The following is an 18,195-nucleotide window of genomic DNA, read 5'->3' as shown; positions in this document are numbered from 1 at the left end:
AGATGGCGAGCTGGGTGCGGGTAGTGGCGGGGCTGCTGGTCGTTGGGCAACTCAGTGGATGCGCCAGTGGCGGCGGGCTGACCGAGGGCGGGAAGAACGCCTTGATCGGCGTTGCGGCAGTCGCCCTGGTGGCGGGTCTGGTCATCATGTCCAAGGACGATGACGACGACGACCGTGATTGCCGCAAGCGCCATGGGCATTCTGATCGCCGTTACTGCAACGACTCCTACTACGGCCACGACCGTTACCGGAACTCCCGGGACGATCGCTGGTGAGTGGGCTGCCCCGTCAGTTTCGTGACGGGGCAAAACGACAAACTTGTGACGCACGTCCCGAACGGCTATGGTGGCACTTAGACCTCCACCAGAAGAGGTGAGCGTGCCACAACAACAAAGCTGGCTGGACGACGTCCGCTCCAATGCCTATGCCGAACAGCTCTCCCGGGGCTTTCGCCGCCTGCGTTTCGAACCCGACCTCGAGACCCAGTACCGCCATTACCTGCTCGAAGACAGCTTCGATCTCAAGCGCACCGCGCTGACCATCGGTGTGCTGATCTGGCTGGCGCTGGCGGCCATCGACTTTCTCCTGATCCGGACTGCAGAACACTGGGACATGCTCGCCGTGCGCATCGGCGTGCTGGTGCTGCTGAGCGTCTGCGGCGGGCTGATCCTGCAGCGCCGGCACACCCAGCTGCTGGTGCCGCTGAGCCTGGCCTGCATCCTCAGTGTCGGCATCGGCGCGGCGGCCGTGGCCGGCATCGCTCACACCGTGGACCAGAGCTATCCCTACGAGGGCCTATTGCTGGTCAGCATGGCGGCCTACTTCCTGATCGGCCTGCGCTTCGCCGAGGCGGTGGGCAGCGCTTCGGTGATCCTGCTGGCCTACGTGGGCTTCGAGCTCTATGCGGGGTTGCCGCTGCCCAAGCTGATCAGCAACGTGGTGTTCCTGCTGCTGGCCAACCTGGTCGGCGCAGTGGGCTGCTACCTGCTGGACTACAAGTCCCGCCAGCACTTCCTCATCAGCCGCCTGCTGAAGGTCATGGCCGAGCACGACGCCCTGACCGGCCTGCACAACCGCCGCAGTTTCAATCGCCAGCTGGAGCGCCTGTGGCGCCAGGCTCAGCGCGAGAGCGTGGGGCTGGCGCTGCTGCTCTGCGATGTCGATCATTTCAAGGCCTACAACGACCGCTATGGTCACCAGGCCGGCGACGGCGTGCTGCAGCGCATCGGCGAGGTGCTGACGGCCAGCGCACGGCGGCCGCTGGACATGGCTGTGCGCCTGGGGGGCGAGGAATTCGCCGTGCTGCTCTACGGCGCCAGTGAGCGCGAGGCCAGGGAGCGCGCCGAAGTCGTGCGGGAGTCGGTGCAGGCGCTGGGCATCGCTCACGAAGGGTCGCTGACGGCGGACGAGGTGACGCTGTCCATCGGCGTGTCCTGCCTGTGGCCGGAGACCGGCCACCCGCTGCGCAGCATCTACGAGCATGCCGACCGTGCCCTGTACGAAGCCAAGGCGTTCGGACGCAACCAGGTCGTCGCCTGATGGCCCATTCGGTCCCCCGAGCTGGCGCCGTGCGTGACTGCGGCGCGTGCAGGCGCGGTGCTAGCATGCGCCGCACCCCGTCACCGAGCCCGCGCCCATGCAGCAGCTGATCCAGCCCAACGGCCAACCGCACTACGGCATCTTTCCCGGCACCCCGGCGACCATCAATTACCGCGATTTCGACTTCCGCTCGCCGATGGGCCGCCGCCTTGGTGCATTGAGCAAGTGGCGCAGCTTCCACCAGTTCCAGTACTTCGGCCTGATCAGCCCGACGCTGATCGGCGGTTGCGCGCTGGCGGATGTCAGCCTGCTCACCATCGGTTTCGTCTACCTCTACCACCCCGAGAGCGGGCGGATGATCGAGCGCCAGTTCAAGTGCCCGCTGGGCATGGGGACGAACTTCTCGCAGGCGCCCAACGACGGCGTCTGTGAACTGCGCCAGGGGCGCAACCTGCTGCGCCTGGAGAACAGCTCCGCGCCTTTCGAGAAGCGCCTGCTGGTCGAGTTGGACGACGGCACCCGCATCGACGCGCGCTTCAGCGAGGAGCAGCCGGCGTTCCAGCCCATGAGCCTCTGCACGCCAACGGCGGTGAACGGCTGGGTCTACGCGCGCAAGGTGGCCGGCGTGCAGTGCCACGGCGAGGTGCGCAGCGCGCTGGGCGACTATGACCTGCGCGAGCTGGATGCCTACGCGCACCACGACTGGTCCGCCGGTTACATGCGCCGCGAGACGTTCTGGAACTGGGCCTGTCTGTCCGGTGAGACGCAAGGGCGGCGCGTCGGGCTGAACCTGTCGTGCGGGGTCAACGAGACCAGCTTCACCGAGAACTGCTACTGGCTCGACGGCCAGTTGGTGAAGGTCGACACCGTGCGCTTCGAATTCGACCGCGACCATCCGCTGCAACCCTGGGCCATCCGTTCCTACGATGGCCAGGTCGAACTGCGTTTCGAGGCCCATGGGCTGCACCAGGAACGCCTCAATCTCGGCGTGCTGGCCAGCAACTTCAAGCAGATCTTCGGGCGCTTCAGCGGCGTACTGCGACCGGCGGGACAGGCCGAGGTGCGCATCGACGACCTGTGGGGGTTCGTCGAAGACCAGTACGCGAAATGGTGAGAGAGCGATTTACACCCTGCGACAATCTGTCATTGTACGGGCTTGATTAGCTGGCTAATAATTAGTCAAATCAATTAGCCGTCCAACCTCCTACCGTACGCAGCACAATGTCAGACAACGATAAGCACTATTTCGGTACCCAACTGGCCCAGGCTTCGCGTGCATGGCGAGCCGAACTCGACCGCCGTCTCAGCCACCTCGGCCTGTCCCAGGCTCGCTGGCTGGTGTTGCTGCACCTGGCCCGTCACGCCGCCGCCCCCACCCAGCGCGAGCTGGCCCAGTCGGTCGGTGTCGAAGGTCCGACCCTGGCGCGCCTGCTCGATGGTCTCGAAGCCCAGGGGCTGGTCCGTCGCCAGGCCGTCGCCGAAGACCGCCGCGCCAAACGCATCGCCCTCACCCCCAAGGCAGACGTTCTGATCACCGATATCGAGAACATCGCCGCCGCCGTCCGCAACGAAGTGCTGGCGGGGATTTCGGAAGAAGAAATCGCGCTGTGTCAGAAAACGCTCAGTCGAATTCTCGGCAACCTCGAGCGAAACTGAGCAATTCATCACGTTATTCGGGTAAAGTAGCCATTTTTCTGGCGGTCCTTTGCAGGGCCGCTGGCCATTCGCTATCCACCCCTTAACCATTCGCCGGTTTTTCGACGATTTATCTTGACCAAACCCTGAGCACCACCTAATCCGTGATATCAGACGGCCTGTACCCTGCAAGGTACAGAGGAGTGGTGCGTTGCGGTCTGCAGTCCGGCATGGTTCCAGTGTGTGGACAGGTTCAACCTGCCGCTTTAGAGCGGTCAGGGAATGGCGTGCAGACCCGGACAATGGGATGGGGTTATGGCTCGAATAAATAGAATTCCGCTGACGCTTGCCGCACTTTCGGTTTTTGTCTCCGCTCACGCGAATGCCCTCGGGCTCGGCGATATCACGCTGCACTCCGGGCTGAACCAGCCGCTGGATGCCGAGATCGCCCTGCTCGAAACCGGCGACATGACCTCCGACGAACTCATAGCGAAGCTCGCGAGTCCCGCCGACTACGAGAACGCTGGCGTCGACCGCTTCGTGTTCCTGCAGAACCTGCGCTTCACCCCGGTGATCCGCAATGGTCGTGGCTACATCAAGGTGGTGTCCACGCAGCCGGTGCACGAGCCTTACCTGAATTTCCTGATTGCCGTGGAGCGCCCCAACGGTCGCATGCTGCGCGAGTACACCGTGTTGATCGATCCGCCGGAGTACAGCGCCAACCGCAGCGTGGCCGCCAATGTCGCGGCGCGCGACGTCGCGCCTTCGCGCTCTTCCGGTTACCGCCCGGACGCCTACCGCCCGGAGCCCGTGCGCCACGCGCCGGCACAACCGCCGCTGCCGGCGGGTGATGGCCGCTACACCACGGTGCGCAATGACACCCTGTGGAAGATCAGTTCGCGCCTGACGGGCAGCGGCGCTTCCCGCGCGCAACTGATGGACAGCATCGTCGCGCTGAACCCGCAGGCCTTCGTCAATGGTGACCCGCACCGCCTGAAGGTCGGCCAGACGCTGATCCTGCCGCAGGGCCAGGAGCACGCCGGCAGCGCCAGCACGGCCTCGGCGCCGCAGCCCGCTTCCGCCGCTCCAGCGCCGGCCGCCGAGCAGCCCGGCGGCGCAGCCACTGCTGTGGCCAGCGCTCCGGCTCAGGCCCAGGGCAATGCTGCCGCACCGGCAGTGCCGGCCGCTGATGCCAGCGTCGCCAAGGTGGAAGCTGACCTGCTGCTGGCCAACGCCCAGCGCGACCAGATGAACCAGCGCATGGACGACCTGCAGAAGCAGCTGGTATCCCTCCAGCAGGCCCTGCAGAGCCGCGACCAGCAGGTGCAGTCGCTGCAGGCCGAACTGGATCGCCGCCAGGGCGCGGAAGCCTCCGGCAATGCCCCGGCAGCCAATGCTCCTGCAGCAGATGCACCGACCAGCAATGCCCCGACCAATGCCGTGCCCGCCGCTCCCAATGCCGTGGCGCCGGCGCAGCAGAACACCCCCGCTCCGGGCGGCGCACAGCCGGCAACCCCGGCGCAGGATGCCCAGGGCTCCGGCTTCAACTACTGGCCCTGGCTGGGCGCCGGCGCCCTTGGCGCGCTGCTGGTCGGGCTGCTGTTCGCCCGTCGCAGGCGCGAGGAAAAGCCGGTCGAGATGCCGCCCCTGCGCTCGGCTGCGCCCGAGCCGGTGAAGTCACTTCCGCAGGCCAAGCCACTGGCAGCTGCCGCGGTGGCGGCGGCTCCTGTGCCGGTGTCGCATCCGGTGGTGGTCGCCACGCCGGAACCGGGCGTCGCCCGTCTGCCTGCCGCCAGCTCGGACAGCCTGGAAGGTGCGGATATCTACATCGCCTACGGCCGCTTCACCCAGGCCCGCGACATGCTGCGCAAGGCCGTCAACGCCGAGCCGAACCGCCGCGAACTGCGCATGAAGCTGCTGCTGGTACTGGCCGAGCTGGGTGACGTGGCCGGCTTCCATGAGGAAGAGCACGCCCTGGTGGCTGCCGGTGGTGACCAGAAGCAGATCGACCAGCTCAAGTCGCGCTACCCGGCAATGCTGATTCGCCCGGAAGACACCCTGCAACCGCCCACCGGCGAGACGCTCACTGACTGGGACGACCTCGAACTGGGCGAGCCCGCAGCCACTCCCGTGGAGCAATCCAGGGCTGCGCAGGACCAACCGGACTTCGCGATGAACCTCAGCGATCTGTCGCTGGACCTGGATTGGGACAAGCTCGACAACCCCTTCGACTCCACCAAACAAGGCAAGGCTGCTGCACCCAAGGTCGCACAGGAAGTGCCGTCGGATTTCCGCAGCAATCTGCACGAGCTGCCGGAAATCACCGAGCTGGACCTGGGCGAGCACGGCGAGATGTTCGGCCATGGCAGCAAGACCATGGGCGTGGAGGAGGAGCTGACCTTCGACCTGCCGGACGATATCGGCCACGAGCACGACGAGCTGCTGGCCAGCCTAGATCGCGCCCGCCAGTGCATCGACCAGGGCAACCTGGAAGAGGCCTACGGCATCCTCAAGCAGGTGATCGCCAGCGGTGACTCCAAGGCCAAGGCCGAAGCGCGCGAGCTGCTGGCGCTGATTGCCTGAGCTTCATCGCGTATGAAAAAGCCCGGCACTTGCCGGGCTTTTTCATACCTGCAGGATATCGCTCCCGCCATACCCTGTAGGGGCGCGTCAGCATCAGGGCATAACACTGCAAACGGTTGTGCGCCGTTCCCGGCGCGGCGCCGCCTCAGAAATTACGCCCCAGGTTGATGTACACCGCGTGCTCGCTCGCATCGTTCAGGCCGTAGCTGAAGGACAGCGGCCCCAGCGGCGTCTCGAAGCCCATCAGGATGCTGCCGGCGTTGACGTAACCGGTGTCGTAGCTGTTGTCGTTGTTCCAGACTCGTCCGCGCTCCAGGCTGCCGCCCAGGTAGAAGGGGAAGTCCAGCGGCAGGAAGGAGCGTTCGGTCATGCGCCGGTAGTAGATGACCCGGCCGAGGCTGTAGTTCTGCCCGGCCAGCGCGTCCTGGCGATAGCCGGAGAGCTGCCGCGCGCCGCCGAGCAGGAAGCTAGACACCACCACGTCAGCGTCGTCGATGGTGCGCCCGTAGCCGCCGCCCAGCACCCAGGTGTTCGGGCCGCTGCTCAGCGCCTTGTCCAGGTGGAATTCCCACTGCCGGTAGCGGTCGTCGTCACCCAGGGATGGCGTGTGCTCGCGGAAGGAGGTCTGGATGTTCTCGCCCTCGCGGGGGAAGTCCACGTTGTCCATGGTGTCGAAGGAGTATTGCAGCTGGGCGTACCCCTCGGTGAAGTGGAAGTCCGGCAGGTCCTGCTCGCCCACCCGCACATCGGCCTTGCCGAAGGCCTGGGCCACGCCGAGGCGGAATTCACCGTTGTTGGCGATCTGCCGGCCCAGGTTGAGGCCGTAGCCGTAGCGCTCGAGCCGGTACTCGGCAATCGGGTCGTCGTTGTCCGTGGCCTCGACGTTCTGGGCCTCATTGAACACGTACGGAGCCACGAAGTAGCGCGAGCCCACGTCCAGCGGCTGGTAGAACTCGCTGTAGAGCTCCTGGCGGTCGCCGATCTGCAGGCGCGTCAGCCATTCCGCGCCGAGGCGGTTGATGCCGTTCATGCGGTAGCTGCCGCCGACGTTGAAGGTGCTGTCGCCGCGCAGGTCGTCGGAGAGGTTCAGGCCCAGGCGCAGGTAGTCGGTGCCGCTGCGCTTTCCGTACGCGTGGATCACCAGCACATTGTCGGACTTGCCGTCCGCGCCCGGCTTGTTGTGCACCACGCGGTACTGCACCTGGTCGAAGTAGTCCAGGCCGTAGAGGGTGCTCATGTCACGCTGCAGGCGCTCCAGGTCCAGGTGCTCGCCCAGCGGCTGGCGGATGTAATGGAGGATGACGTCGTTGCTGACCTTGGAGTTGTTCTCCACCTCGATCCGGTCGATCACCGGTTGCCGCTCGCCCGGCGCGCGCGCTTCGCTGAGCGCAACCGCCTCGGCATCGGCGGGCTTGCGCAGTGTTGCCAGGCGCGGGGCGAGGATGCTGGTGGCGCGGTAGCCGGCGTCGATCAGTTGCGGCACGCGCCCGAAGTCGGTGGAGCTGTAGCCGCTCAGGGGCGGCTGCACGAGGATGTCGCTGGACTTCAGGGTGGCCAGCTGCGCCTCGGAGTTCTTGCGGGTCATCAGGGTGACGGACTGGTTGAGCATGTCCACCACGGTGGTCAGTTGCTTGCGGTCCAGCAGCGGGTTGCCGATGTCGACCACGATGACCACGTCGACGCCCATCTGCCGCGCCACGTCCACCGGGATGTTGTCGACCATGCCGCCGTCCACCAGCAGCTTGCCGTTGACGTCCACCGGGGCGAACACCGCCGGGATCGACATGCTGGCGCGGATCGCCTGGGGCAGGTGGCCCTTGCTGAACACCACTTTCTCGCCGGTGGAGATATCGGTGGCCACCGCGCGGAAAGGGATCGCCAGTTGGTCGAAGTTGCGCGTATCGCTGGTGTGGACCAGCAGGCTCTCCAGCAGCATCGACAGGTTCTGCCCCTGGATCGCGCCCAGCGGCAGGCCGAGGGTGCCGTCGTCGCGGAAGCTGAGCTTCTGCTTCACCAGGAAGTCGCGGTCGTCCTGCTTGCGGCGGAAGGGCACGTCGACCCGTGGCGGCGAGTCGGACAGCGCCTGCTTCCAGTCCAGCCCCAGAGCCAGCTGTTCCAGCTCCCTGGGTGTATAGCCCGCGGCGTACAGGCCGCCGATGACCGCGCCCATGCTGGTGCCGGCGATGGCGTCGACGTGGATGCCCTGTTCATCCAACGCCTTGAGCACGCCGATGTGGGCCAGACCGCGCGCGGCGCCGCCGGAGAGAACCAGGCCGATCTTCGGTGGGGTATTCGCCGCCAGGGCGCCGAGGGGAAGGAGCAGGAGGAGGGCGAACAGCAGTCGGCGCATGAAGAGAAGAGTCCGGTAGGGCGTTTCAGACCGGTATTATAGGTTCGCGTCCTACAGCAGAGTCTGATTCATGTCCGAAGCCAAAGCCGAAATCGTCATCACCTATTGCACCCAGTGCCAGTGGCTGCTGCGCGCCGCCTGGCTGGCCCAGGAACTGCTGAGCACCTTCGGCGACGACCTGGGCAAGGTCAGCCTGGTACCGGGCACCGGCGGGGTTTTCCAGATTACCTGCGACGGCGAGCAGATCTGGGAGCGCAAGGCCGACGGCGGCTTCCCCGAGGCCAAGGTGCTCAAGCAGCGGGTGCGCGACCGCATCGATCCGCAGCGCGATCTGGGCCACAACGACCGCTCCTGAATCCGAGCTGTACCGCCCGGCAGATTAATTCGATAGCTGGCTAACTTCTTTGCTTCACATCAAAAGGAGACTTGCGTCTCGCTTTTAGGCTGGTGGCATCCATTCTCCGCAAAGGATGCCCGCCATGAGCATCATCGTCACAGGCGCTGCCGGGTTCATCGGCAGCAACCTCGTCAAGGCGCTGAACCAGCGCGGCGAGACCGACATCATCGCGGTCGACGACCTGACCGAAGGCGACAAGTTCGCCAACCTCGCCGATTGCGACATCAGCGATTACCTCGACAAGCGCGACTTCATCGAGCGCTACGCGCGCGGTGACTTCGGCGTGGTGCGCGCGCTGCTGCACCAGGGCGCCTGCTCCAGCACCATGGAGCGCGACGGGCGCTACATGATGGACAACAACTACCGCTACAGCTGCGAGTTGCTGGACGCCAGCCTGTCGCTGGGCGTGCCGTTCCTCTATGCCTCGTCGGCAGCGGTATACGGCGGTGGCCATGAGTTCCGCGAGATGCGCTCCTGCGAGAAGCCGCTGAACGTCTACGGCTATTCGAAGTTCCTCTTCGACCAGCGTGTGCGCAAGGTACTGCCCACTGCTCGCACCCAGGTTGCCGGCTTCCGCTACTTCAACGTCTATGGCCCGCGCGAGCAGCACAAGGGCCGCATGGCCTCGGTGGCCTTCCACTGCTTCAACCAGTTCCGCGAGACCGGCAAGGTCAGGCTGTTCGGCGAATACGGTGACTATCCGGCCGGTGGCCACCTGCGCGACTTCGTTTCGGTGGAGGACGTGGCGAAGGTCAACCTGCACTTCCTCGACAACCCCGAGCGCAGCGGCATCTTCAACCTCGGCAGCGGCCGTGCCCAGCCGTTCAACGACGTGGCCCTGGCGGTGATCAACACCCTGCGTGAACAGCAGGACCTGCAGCCGCTGACCCTGGACGCGGCGATCCGCGCCGGATTGCTGGAGTACACCGAGTTCCCGGACGAGCTGCGTGGCAAGTACCAGTGCTACACCTGCGCCGATATCGCCTTCCTCCGCGAGGCGGGCTACCGCGCGCCGATGATGGGCGTGGAAGAGGGCGTGCAGCGCTATTGCCGGTGGTTGCTGCAACAGGACTGATACCGCGTGTATCGGGCTTTTTACCCAGTCTTTACCGACTGCTGACACTGCGCAGGGGGCGGGCGCGAGACAATTCTCACCACGAACGGCGGGCGGTGGATCGCCCGTGACTGGAGGTGAAATGAAGCTGTCCTCGCGCATCGCGCTCAAATCCGTCGCCACCTTGCTGGCCCTGAGCCTCTCGGCTGCGGCCGTGGCAGGGCCCCATGGTGGGCCGGGCGGCCCGGGACCGGGTCCGTACCATGGCTGGGGCCCGGGGCATGGCTATGGCCTGCCGGATTACGCGCGGGAAGTCTGGATCGGCAGCATGCTCTACTTCGTCGCCGCCGGGACCTACTACCTGTGGAACGCCGACCGCCGCCAGTACGTCGCGGTGGAGACGCCGCCAGCCGTGCAGGCTGCCCCGACCACCAGCTACGAAGTGATCGCCTATCCCGCCAGCGGCCAGTCACCGGAGCAGCAGAGCCGTGACCGCTACGAGTGCCACAGCTGGGCCGTCGGCCAGAGCGGTTTCGATCCCGCCGCCGCCACCCAGGCGCCGCCGGCGGGCCAATCCGACACCTACCGTCGCGCGCTGGGCGCCTGCCTGAGCGGGCGCGGCTACAGCATCAACTGATTTCCCGGCGCCTTGTCCACAGGCGCCACACCAAACAGGCCGCCGTGCAGGCTGTCGTGCGATGAATCCTTGGCATTCCCTCCCCGGGGCAAGGTTCGAGTTTCGCATGCTGCGCGGCGGCCTTCTTTTTGCCCAGGACTTCCTGGGAACCATGCATCAACCTGCAGGAGCGCGCCATGCGCGCGAATCGCGGGCATGGCCCGCTCTTACAAGTGAAACCTAGTGCGATCCGCGTGCGCTGAGGAAGGTCGCGAAGATGATCAGCACGCCGCCCGCCAGCATGCGCAGGCTCGGTTCTTCGCCGAACAGTACGGTGGCGAAGGCGATGCCGTAGACCGGCTCCAGGGCGAAGATCACCGCCGCCGTACGCGCCTTGATCAGCCGCAGGCTGGCGACGAAAAGGCTGTGGGCGACGCCGGTGCAGAGTAAGCCCAGGGCGACCAGCCAGAGCCAGTCCATGCCGCGCACCGAGGGCAGGTCGAGCAGTACCAGCGGCAGCAGGCAGGCGATGATCGTCAGGTTCTGGCACAGCGCCGCCTGGATCGGGTCGATGCCGCGCACGCTCACCCGGTTGGCCAGCGACAGCAGGGCGAACAGCAGGCCGGAGAGGGTGCCCCAGAGCAGGCCGGCGGTAGCGCCGTCGCGCAGGTCCAGGGTCGGCGTGACCATCACCAGGCCAATGCACACCAATGCCACTACCAGGTACTCGCCCCTGCGGATGCGCTCGCGGAACAGCAGGCCCTCCAGCAGCACGGTGAAGGCCGGGAAGCTGGCGAAGCCGAGGGTGGCCACCGCCACGTTGCCCACCTTCACCGCGAGGAAGAAGGTCAGCCAGTGCGTACACAGCAACACGCCGCCGCCCAGCAGCATGGCGGCCTGTTTCAGCGTGGGGCGCTTCTGTTCACGCAGATGTCCGGCGAATACCGCCGCCAGTGACAGCGAGCCGAACAGCGCGCGGCCGAAGACGATGACCAGGGGGCCGGCGAGGATGAGTTTGCCGAAGATGCCGGACAGCCCGAACATCAGGGCGCCGATGTGCAGGCCGATCAGGGCGCCGCGGGGAGTGAGTTCAGTAACGCGCTTCATGCCTGAGCTCCCGCCGACTGTCGTGGCGGGGCCTTGTCTGGAAAAAGAGGAAGGCGCGCCAGGCCAGCCGGCGCGCGGTGAAACGAGGCTCAGGCGAGCCGCGCACCATTGGGCAGCGGCTTGTCGAAACCGGCCAGTACCACTTTCTCGTCGCTGTCGTAGGCGCCGGTGACCAGCACTTCCGAGCGCACGCCGGCGATGGATTTTGGCTCGAAATTGCACACGCACAGCACCTGGCGGCCAATCAGCTCGTTGGCGTCATAGTGTGCGGTGATCTGCGCGCTGGAGGTCTTGATCCCCAGCGGGCCGAGGTCAACCTGGAGGATGTAGGCGGGCTTGCGCGCCTTCACGTTGGGTTCGGCCTGGATGATGGTGCCCACGCGCAGTTCGACGCGCTCGAAATCCCGCCACTCGATGGTGTCTGCCGACATCGCAGCTCCTGCTGGTTTGCTTGATTGCCGGCAGTCTAGGTTGCTGGCGCGCGGTTGTCTGTCGCGCGGCTAGCGGGAATTGTCGCGCGACTGCTGACGCAGTTGGCGCGGGGTGGTGCCGAACTGGCGGACGAGGGCGGCGGTGAAGGCGCTCTGCGAGGCGTAGCCGACCTGCGCAGCGATCTCGCCGACCGACTGGTGTGAGCCGCGTAGCAGGTCGCGGCCCAGGTGCAGGCGGCGCTGGCGCACGTAGTCCATGGGCGTCTGCCCGGTTTCGGCGAGGAAGCGCGCATGGAAGCGCGCCGCGGACAATCCGGCGAGCCGCGCCAGGTCCGCCACCTGCAGCGGGTGCGCGGCATGCCGGTCGATGTAGCTGTCGAGGCTGGCCAGCGGCAGTTGCGCCGGTTCGTCGAGGCGCTGCTGGCCGGCGGCGAGGCTGGCGAGCAGCAGGATGGCGCCCTGGCGCGCTAGCACCGGATCATGCAGCGAGCTGCCGGCGAGCCAGTGCACCAGCTGCGCCTGGTCGTTGCTGAGCAGGCGCTGGCCGGGGGTTTCCAGCAGGCGGCGGCCGGCATCGCTGTGCAGGCCGAGGCCGCCGAGCAGGTCTTCCTCGTCCTCCAGGTCCACCACCAGGCAGCGGCTGCCATCGGGGCTGGCGCAGGCATGGTGCTCGTCACGCGGCACCACGGCGAAGGTCTGCCGGGTCACCAGGCTGCCGCGACCGCCCACTTCGAAATCCAGGCTGCCGGACAGCCCCAGCACCAGCTGCGCATGGCTGTGGCTGTGGGCGAGGTGGTCATGGCTGTAGTGGCGCAGGGAGAGAATCTGGCTCATGCAAGGCTGCTTTCATGCTGGCGGGCAGGCTGACAGTCTAGCGCGCCGAGGGCTGTAACGGGACTGTCGCGAGTCGGTCACCTTCGCTTCACCGCGCGGGTCGACACTCGGAGAAACCCCACCGGAGGTCGCCGACGATGAGCAGCGCGCAACGCATGACGCCGACGAAGAAACAACGGGTACGCACCCTGTGGATATCCGATGTCCACCTGGGCACCCGCGATTGCCAGGCCGAGCACCTGGCCGGCTTCCTCAAGCGCTACCACGCCGACCGCATCTACCTGGTGGGCGACATCATCGATGGCTGGAAGCTGCGCGGCGGCATCTACTGGCCGCAGGCGCACACCAACGTGATCCGCCGCCTGCTGACCATGAGCAAGCGCGGCACCGAGGTGATCTACGTCACCGGCAACCACGACGAATTCCTGCGCCGCTATTCCTCGCTGCTGCTGGGCAACATCCGCCTGGTCGACGAGATCGTCCACACCACCGCTGACGGTCGTCAGTTGCTGGTGATCCACGGCGACCAGTTCGACGTGATCACCCGCTACCACAAGTGGCTGGCCTTCCTCGGCGACTCCGCCTATGAGTTCACCCTGACCCTCAACCGCTGGCTCAACCATTGGCGCAGCCGCTATGGCTACGGCTATTGGTCGCTGTCGGCGTACCTCAAGCACAAGGTGAAGACGGCGGTGAACTTCATCAGCGACTTCGAGGAAGCCATCGCCCACGAGGTGCACAGGCGCGGCCTCAACGGCGTGGTCTGCGGGCACATCCACCATGCGGAAATCCGCCAGATTGGCGAGGTGGAGTACCTCAACTGCGGCGACTGGGTGGAGTCCTGCTCGGCGCTGATCGAGCACTGGGATGGTAGCATCCAGCTCTACCGACTGGCCGAGGAGCAGGCGCGCGCCGAGGAGCCCGTGGTGGTCGAGTCGGCAGCATGAGGCTGCTGATCGTCACCGATGCCTGGCTACCGCAGGTCAACGGCGTGGTCACCAGCCTGAAGGCGCTGGTGGCCGAGCTGGAAGGGCAGGGCCACGTGGTCGGCCTGCTCTCCCCGCAGGACTTTCGCCACCGTCCGTGCCCGAGCTACCCGGAGATCCCGCTGGCGTGGGACCTGTGGAAGGTAGGCGAGAAGATCAGCGGCTTCGCTCCCGATTGCGTCCACCTCGCCACCGAGGGCCCGCTGGGTTGGGCCGCGCGGCGATGGCTGGTACGCCGGGGCCTGAGATTCAGCAGCGCCATCCACACGCGCTTTCCCGAATACGTGAACACCCGTTGGCCCTGGCTGCCGCTGGGCTGGGGCTATGCCTTCCTGCGCCGCTTCCATGCACCCAGCGCAGCCGTGCTGGTCAGCAGCGAGCGCATGCGTAGCACGTTCGCCGATCACGCCTTCGACAACCTCGCGCTCTGGCGCAAGGGTGTGGATATCCTGCGTTTCCAGCCGGGGGCGGGCGCACCGCTGGACGAGCCGGTGTTCCTCTATGTCGGCCGGCTGGCGCAGGAAAAGAACCTCGAAGCCTTTCTCGCCCTCGACCTGCCGGGGCGCAAGCGCGTGGTAGGCGACGGCCCGCAGCGGGCCGCGCTGGAAGCGGTTTATCCACAGGTGGAATTCCTTGGCTATCGCCACGGCGACGAACTCGCCGAGGCCTACCGCAGCGCCAGCGTGCTGGTCTTCCCCTCGCTGACCGACACCCTCGGGCTGGTGATGTATGAGGCGCTGGCGTGCGGCACGCCAGTGGCGGCGTTCCCGGTGGCAGGGCCGCTGGATGTGCTGGAGCAGGGTGTCACCGGAGTGATGGACACCGACCTGCGCAGCGCCTGCCTGCGGGCACTGGAACTGGATCGCCAGGTCTGCGCGCAGTGGGCACGGGGGCAGACCTGGCAGGCATCGGCGCAGGAGTTCCTGGCGCTTCAGGTACGCCTGTCGGAGATGCCGGTCAGTGATGAACCGGGCTATGCAGGCAGCTGGTCAGAACAGCTGGCGGTCGTGGTCCAGGCTCTGGTCCACCAGCCACTTTCCGTGGGCGATGGACGCGTGCTGGGCCTTTTCCAGGTCCGACATGAAGGCGTATTCAACCGGCAGGGTCTTGCGCCTGGTGGTCTGCCCGTCCGGGGCGGTGATGTGGCAGCCGGCGGCCCAGGGAGTTGGCAGGCCGGGGTGTTCGACGACATCGGCGGTGATGGTGTACTTGCGGTACTCGCATTGCATCAGGCTCATGGGGCGTCCTCCTGGCTATTCACCAACGGCCCACGCAGGGCGGCTGGCGAGCGGAACGGTGCCGGCGTCATGCGCGGGCAAGCCTCGTTAACCCCCAACATAGACCACCAGGACAAGCCTTTCGCCGGATACCGACGAACGCGAATGTCATCTTCGCCGGAGATTTTCCGCCCGAATCTTCCCAATGCCGATGCACCGCGCCAGACTGTCGGCCATGCCAATCCAGACCCTTTCCCGTCTCGCCGAAGTCGATGCCCGCCAGTGGGACGCCCTGTTGCCGGACGACCAGCCGTTCTTGCGCTACGCCTTTCTCTCCGCGCTGGAGGAAAGCGGCAGCGTCGGCGGCCGTACCGGTTGGAAGCCGTCCCATCGCGTGCTGCTGGGTGACGATGGCCGCTTGCTGGCCGCTGCGCCGGCCTATCTGAAAAGCCATTCCTACGGCGAGTACGTGTTCGACTGGAGCTGGGCGGATGCCTGCCTGCGCGCCGGCATCCCCTACTACCCCAAGCTGCTGGTGGGCATTCCCTTCACGCCGGTCGGCGGCGCCCGCCTGCTGGGCGCGCCCGAGGCGGCGCTGAGCCTTGTTGGCGCGCTGGCGGGCGAAGTGGACGAGGGGCATTGCTCCGGCGTGCACGTGAACTTCACCGATACCGCCGCCGATGCATTGCTGCGCGATGCCGATGGCTGGCTGGAGCGCCTGGGCTGCCAGTACCACTGGAGCAACCGCGGCTACCGCGATTTCCAGGACTTCCTCGACGCGCTCAGCTCGCGCAAGCGCAAGCAGTTGCGCAAGGAGCGCGAGCAGGTCGCCGGGCTCGGGCTGGACTTCGTCTGGATGGAGGGGCGCGAGCTGTCCGAGGCGCACTGGGACTTCGTCTACGCCTGCTACAGCAGTACCTATGAGGTACGCGGGCAGGCGCCTTACCTGAGCCGCGCGTTCTTCAGCCTGATCGGCGAGCGCATGCCCGAGGCGATCCGCGTGGTCTTCGCCCACCAGAATGGCCGGCCCGTGGCCATGGCCTTCAGCCTGCTGGGCGGCGACACGCTGTACGGCCGCTACTGGGGCTGCCTGGCGGAGTTCGACCGGCTGCACTTCGAAACCTGCTTCTACCAGGGGCTGGACTTCGCCATCGGCCATGGCCTGAAGCGCTTCGACGCCGGAGCGCAGGGCGAGCACAAGCTGATCCGTGGCTTCGAGCCGGTGATCACGCGCTCCTGGCATCGACTGGGGCATCCGGGGCTGCGTGACGCGGTGGAGGAGTTCCTGGTGGGGGAGAGGGCGGGCATCCTGGCTTACGCCGAAGAGGCCCGCGCGGCGCTGCCGTATCGGCAGGATTGACGCCTGTAATTCCCTGTAGGGGCGGGCCATGCCCGCGACCGCGCGCATGGCCCGCCCCTACAGGTCAGTTGCGTAGCTTGCCGGCAACTGTGGATAAGGTTCGCGGTTATTCCGGCTTCGCCTCACCCTTGCCCGGCAGCATGCGCACCAGGGTGTTGTCGCGGCTGATGTAGTGGTGGAACAGCGCGGCCAGCGCGTGAATGCCGATCAGCCAGTAGCCGAGCACGGCGATGGTCTCGTGCCAGTACTTCACCTGCTTGGCCAGGTCCGGGTTCTTGGCCACCAGGTGCGGCAGCTCCAGGCCCCAGAACGGCACCGGCTTGTCGGCGGCGCTGAGGATGATCCAGCCGGCCAGCGGCAGGCCGATCATCAGGCCGTAGAGCGCCAGGTGCGCGAGCTTCGCCAGCACCATCTGCCAGGCCGGCGGCGCCGGGACGATCGGCGGGGTGGGGTAGATGAAGCGGCCGATGATACGCAGCCAGACCAGCACGAAGACGCTCAGGCCGAACATGAAGTGAAACTGGGAAAACAGCGCACGGGTGTCGCTGCCTTTGGGGAAGTTGGTGCGGTACTCCATGCAGAAGTACGTGGCGGCGATCAGCACCAGCATGATCCAGTGCAGGGCAATGGACAGGCTGCCGTAGCGTGACGGGGACTTGGAAAGGCTCATGACGGTTCCTTGTGTGGCTCTTTTTCGTGCGCCGCGTTCTGACGACGGGGCTGTCAGTCTGAGCATAGAGCCTTAAGCGTGCCTGAAAAACCGTGAAGCCAAAGTGAAAGGGCCGCAATGTGCGGCCCTTTTGATGTCGGTCAGCCTTCGTCGTCGGCTGACTGGCGGGAGCGGATGGCGTTCACCAGCCGCTTGGCCAGGGCTGGATAGTCTTCGTCGAAGTGGTGGCCGCCGGGCAGTTGCAGGTTCTCACCCACCGACTGCGGCTGAGTACAGCCGCTTTCGTCCTTCTCTTCGATGCCGTACACGCAGAGCACTTTCGGCCCCGGCAGACGAGCCATTTCCGGGCCGGTGGAGGCTTCCTGGCCGGCCTTGCCGAGCCAGCCCTGCACCTCGATCTCGAAGCTGCCGCTGCGGGCGAAGGCCAGCAGGATCACCGAGCTGACGTCCTTCTTGGCGTCCGCCGGCAGGCGGTTGTAGATCGCCGGCAGCACGTCGGCGCCGAACGAGTAACCGGCCAGCACGAAGTGCTTGGCGCCCCATTTCTCGCGGTAGTGCTGCATCAGCAGGGCGAGGTCGGCGGCGCTCTGTTCCGGGGTCTTGTGCTCCCAGAAGTAGCGCAGGGCATCGACGCCCACCACCGGATAGCCCAGCTCGGCCATCTGCGCCGCGACGTCGCGGTCCAGGTCGCGCCAGCCGCCGTCGCCCGAGTAGAACAGGGTGACGGTCTCCGAGGGCTTGGCGGCCGGGACTTCCACCACCGGCACGTTGTCGCCACCGCCTTGTAGCTGCTGTCGCAACTGGTCGGCGAGGACCTTGGGCAGCGGGGTGTCGTAGTCGGTGATCACCGTCTCGGCATTCTTCAGGCCGCGGGCGAAGCGCGCGCTGGCGTCGTCCGGGTTGTCGTTCCAGGCGGCCAGCCAGTGGCCGTGGGCGGCAGTCGTCGGCAGCGGGGTGGCGGCGCAGTCGGGCTTCTCCAGGGAGAAACCGACCGACAGGGCCTTGGCCTTGTCGTCAGTCTGCCCGGCGAGCCAGCGGAAGGCCCAGGCGCTGCCCGGACCGATGCCGGCGACCAGGGTCGGCTGGCCGTCGAGCAGCTCGCCGGCAGCCTTGATGCGGGCCTGCTGGGTGGCGCAGTCCTTTTCCGGGAAGACGAACTGCACCACGCGGGCGCCGCTGTCGTGGGCCAGGGCCAGCAATTGGCCGTCGTCGAGTTTCTGGTCGGCCTGCACGGCCAGCAGTACACGGGCGTTCGGTTGCTTGCCGGGGATGGCCAGGGCGACGGCACTGCCGTCGGCGAGCTGGCGGTGTTCGAGGGAAGCCTGGGAAGCCGGCCGGCTCCACAGCAGCAGACCCACGGCGATGATGACCAGCAGGAGGAGGGCGAGCAGGTGTCGCCAGCGTCGTTTCAACATA

Annotated in this window: 17 protein-coding genes and 1 pseudogene; 11 read left to right on the top strand and 7 right to left on the bottom strand. The window is 66.4% G+C overall.

All coding sequences use genetic code 11. The features are described from left to right. The first annotated feature begins 2 nt into the window (after nt 1-2). From IB255_RS02205 to IB255_RS02185, 5 genes are all read left to right on the top strand, one after another. On the top strand, nt 3-275 hold the full coding sequence (locus IB255_RS02205) for a hypothetical protein (RefSeq protein WP_081520266.1): 273 nt from the start codon (nt 3-5) through the stop codon (nt 273-275). Between the two features lie 67 nt (nt 276-342). Next, nucleotides 343-1,539: a sensor domain-containing diguanylate cyclase gene (locus tag IB255_RS02200; protein ID WP_081520267.1), complete on the top strand. Its 1,197-nt coding sequence runs from the start codon at nt 343-345 to the stop codon at nt 1,537-1,539. A 97-nt stretch (nt 1,540-1,636) separates the two neighbouring features. Next, on the top strand, nt 1,637-2,653 hold the full coding sequence (locus IB255_RS02195; RefSeq protein WP_192209751.1) for a DUF2804 domain-containing protein: 1,017 nt from the start codon (nt 1,637-1,639) through the stop codon (nt 2,651-2,653). A 107-nt stretch (nt 2,654-2,760) separates the two neighbouring features. After that, nucleotides 2,761-3,195 (top strand): transcriptional regulator SlyA, encoded by a 435-nt coding sequence (gene slyA, locus IB255_RS02190; RefSeq protein WP_081520269.1) that lies wholly within the window; start codon nt 2,761-2,763, stop codon nt 3,193-3,195. Between the two features lie 294 nt (nt 3,196-3,489). Continuing rightward, nucleotides 3,490-5,757 (top strand): FimV/HubP family polar landmark protein, encoded by a 2,268-nt coding sequence (locus tag IB255_RS02185; protein WP_192209750.1) that lies wholly within the window; start codon nt 3,490-3,492, stop codon nt 5,755-5,757. 145 nt (nt 5,758-5,902) lie between these two features. Here the strand turns inward: IB255_RS02185 and IB255_RS02180 are convergent, their stop codons facing one another. After that, nucleotides 5,903-8,107 carry a patatin-like phospholipase family protein gene (locus IB255_RS02180; protein ID WP_192209749.1) on the bottom strand — a complete coding sequence of 735 codons (2,205 nt, stop codon included), beginning with the start codon at nt 8,105-8,107 and terminating at the stop codon, nt 5,903-5,905. Between the two features lie 70 nt (nt 8,108-8,177). Between IB255_RS02180 and IB255_RS02175 the strand changes: the two genes are divergently transcribed. The 3 genes from IB255_RS02175 to IB255_RS02165 all read left to right on the top strand — a co-directional run bounded on the left by IB255_RS02175 (nt 8,178) and on the right by IB255_RS02165 (nt 10,195). Beyond that, nucleotides 8,178-8,462 carry a SelT/SelW/SelH family protein gene (locus tag IB255_RS02175; protein ID WP_081520272.1) on the top strand — a complete coding sequence of 95 codons (285 nt, stop codon included), beginning with the start codon at nt 8,178-8,180 and terminating at the stop codon, nt 8,460-8,462. A 124-nt stretch (nt 8,463-8,586) separates the two neighbouring features. After that, nucleotides 8,587-9,579: an ADP-glyceromanno-heptose 6-epimerase gene (rfaD, locus tag IB255_RS02170; protein ID WP_192209748.1), complete on the top strand. Its 993-nt coding sequence runs from the start codon at nt 8,587-8,589 to the stop codon at nt 9,577-9,579. A 121-nt stretch (nt 9,580-9,700) separates the two neighbouring features. Then, nucleotides 9,701-10,195, top strand: coding sequence for a hypothetical protein (locus IB255_RS02165; protein WP_192209747.1), 495 nt, complete (start codon nt 9,701-9,703; stop codon nt 10,193-10,195). A 219-nt stretch (nt 10,196-10,414) separates the two neighbouring features. Here IB255_RS02165 and IB255_RS02160 read toward each other — a convergent pair whose 3' ends face one another. The 3 genes from IB255_RS02160 to IB255_RS02150 form a co-directional block, all read right to left on the bottom strand. Beyond that, the gene (locus IB255_RS02160) at nt 10,415-11,281 is read right to left on the bottom strand and encodes a DMT family transporter (protein WP_192209746.1); all 867 of its coding nucleotides are present in this window, start codon (nt 11,279-11,281) and stop codon (nt 10,415-10,417) included. 89 nt (nt 11,282-11,370) lie between these two features. Then, nucleotides 11,371-11,712, bottom strand: coding sequence for a tRNA-binding protein (locus tag IB255_RS02155; protein ID WP_151187927.1), 342 nt, complete (start codon nt 11,710-11,712; stop codon nt 11,371-11,373). Between the two features lie 69 nt (nt 11,713-11,781). Continuing rightward, complete coding sequence (locus IB255_RS02150; protein ID WP_151187926.1) at nt 11,782-12,546, bottom strand: helix-turn-helix transcriptional regulator; 765 nt, start codon at nt 12,544-12,546, stop codon at nt 11,782-11,784. A gap of 137 nt (nt 12,547-12,683) precedes the next feature. On the opposite strand from IB255_RS02150, the gene IB255_RS02145 reads away from it, so the two are divergent. Continuing rightward, on the top strand, nt 12,684-13,493 hold the full coding sequence (locus tag IB255_RS02145; protein ID WP_081520278.1) for a UDP-2,3-diacylglucosamine diphosphatase: 810 nt from the start codon (nt 12,684-12,686) through the stop codon (nt 13,491-13,493). Further along, nucleotides 13,490-14,533, top strand: a pseudogene (locus IB255_RS02140) (glycosyltransferase family 4 protein); the annotation flags it as partial. The gene IB255_RS02145 and the pseudogene IB255_RS02140, both read left to right, overlap by 4 nt. Here IB255_RS02140 and IB255_RS30740 read toward each other — a convergent pair. After that, nucleotides 14,522-14,770: a hypothetical protein gene (locus tag IB255_RS30740; RefSeq protein ID WP_081520280.1), complete on the bottom strand. Its 249-nt coding sequence runs from the start codon at nt 14,768-14,770 to the stop codon at nt 14,522-14,524. The pseudogene IB255_RS02140 and the gene IB255_RS30740 sit on opposite strands and share 12 nt — an antisense overlap. Nucleotides 14,771-14,984: 214 nt before the next feature. Between IB255_RS30740 and IB255_RS02135 the strand changes: the two genes are divergently transcribed. Beyond that, nucleotides 14,985-16,109, top strand: coding sequence for a GNAT family N-acetyltransferase (locus IB255_RS02135; RefSeq protein WP_081520353.1), 1,125 nt, complete (start codon nt 14,985-14,987; stop codon nt 16,107-16,109). A 106-nt stretch (nt 16,110-16,215) separates the two neighbouring features. Here IB255_RS02135 and IB255_RS02130 read toward each other — a convergent pair whose 3' ends face one another. Both IB255_RS02130 and IB255_RS02125 read right to left on the bottom strand, forming a co-directional pair. Further along, a complete protein-coding gene (locus tag IB255_RS02130; RefSeq protein ID WP_081520281.1) occupies nt 16,216-16,779 on the bottom strand; it encodes a cytochrome b in 564 nt (187 codons plus the stop codon). 140 nt (nt 16,780-16,919) lie between these two features. Further along, a complete protein-coding gene (locus IB255_RS02125) occupies nt 16,920-18,194 on the bottom strand; it encodes a virulence factor family protein (protein WP_192209745.1) in 1,275 nt (424 codons plus the stop codon). Nucleotide 18,195: the final 1 nt, after the last annotated feature.

The sequence above is a fragment of the Pseudomonas sp. PDM22 genome, assembly GCF_014851965.1.
In the GTDB taxonomy this organism is placed as follows: domain Bacteria; phylum Pseudomonadota; class Gammaproteobacteria; order Pseudomonadales; family Pseudomonadaceae; genus Pseudomonas.
This window is presented reverse-complemented; position numbering and strand designations above follow the sequence as displayed.

Coding starts and splice junctions, on each gene's coding strand:
- IB255_RS02195 (WP_192209751.1), top strand. CDS start 1,637: ATGCAGCAGCTGATCCAGCCCAACGGCCAACCGCACTACGGCATCTTT.
- IB255_RS02155 (WP_151187927.1), bottom strand. CDS start 11,712: ATGTCGGCAGACACCATCGAGTGGCGGGATTTCGAGCGCGTCGAACTG.
- IB255_RS02150 (WP_151187926.1), bottom strand. CDS start 12,546: ATGAGCCAGATTCTCTCCCTGCGCCACTACAGCCATGACCACCTCGCC.
- IB255_RS02125 (WP_192209745.1), bottom strand. CDS start 18,194: ATGTTGAAACGACGCTGGCGACACCTGCTCGCCCTCCTCCTGCTGGTC.
- IB255_RS02145 (WP_081520278.1), top strand. CDS start 12,684: ATGAGCAGCGCGCAACGCATGACGCCGACGAAGAAACAACGGGTACGC.
- IB255_RS02135 (WP_081520353.1), top strand. CDS start 14,985: ATGCCAATCCAGACCCTTTCCCGTCTCGCCGAAGTCGATGCCCGCCAG.
- IB255_RS02185 (WP_192209750.1), top strand. CDS start 3,490: ATGGCTCGAATAAATAGAATTCCGCTGACGCTTGCCGCACTTTCGGTT.
- IB255_RS30740 (WP_081520280.1), bottom strand. CDS start 14,770: ATGAGCCTGATGCAATGCGAGTACCGCAAGTACACCATCACCGCCGAT.
- IB255_RS02200 (WP_081520267.1), top strand. CDS start 343: ATGGTGGCACTTAGACCTCCACCAGAAGAGGTGAGCGTGCCACAACAA.
- IB255_RS02165 (WP_192209747.1), top strand. CDS start 9,701: ATGAAGCTGTCCTCGCGCATCGCGCTCAAATCCGTCGCCACCTTGCTG.
- IB255_RS02180 (WP_192209749.1), bottom strand. CDS start 8,107: ATGCGCCGACTGCTGTTCGCCCTCCTCCTGCTCCTTCCCCTCGGCGCC.
- rfaD (WP_192209748.1), top strand. CDS start 8,587: ATGAGCATCATCGTCACAGGCGCTGCCGGGTTCATCGGCAGCAACCTC.
- slyA (WP_081520269.1), top strand. CDS start 2,761: ATGTCAGACAACGATAAGCACTATTTCGGTACCCAACTGGCCCAGGCT.
- IB255_RS02160 (WP_192209746.1), bottom strand. CDS start 11,281: ATGAAGCGCGTTACTGAACTCACTCCCCGCGGCGCCCTGATCGGCCTG.
- IB255_RS02130 (WP_081520281.1), bottom strand. CDS start 16,779: ATGAGCCTTTCCAAGTCCCCGTCACGCTACGGCAGCCTGTCCATTGCC.
- IB255_RS02205 (WP_081520266.1), top strand. CDS start 3: ATGGCGAGCTGGGTGCGGGTAGTGGCGGGGCTGCTGGTCGTTGGGCAA.
- IB255_RS02175 (WP_081520272.1), top strand. CDS start 8,178: ATGTCCGAAGCCAAAGCCGAAATCGTCATCACCTATTGCACCCAGTGC.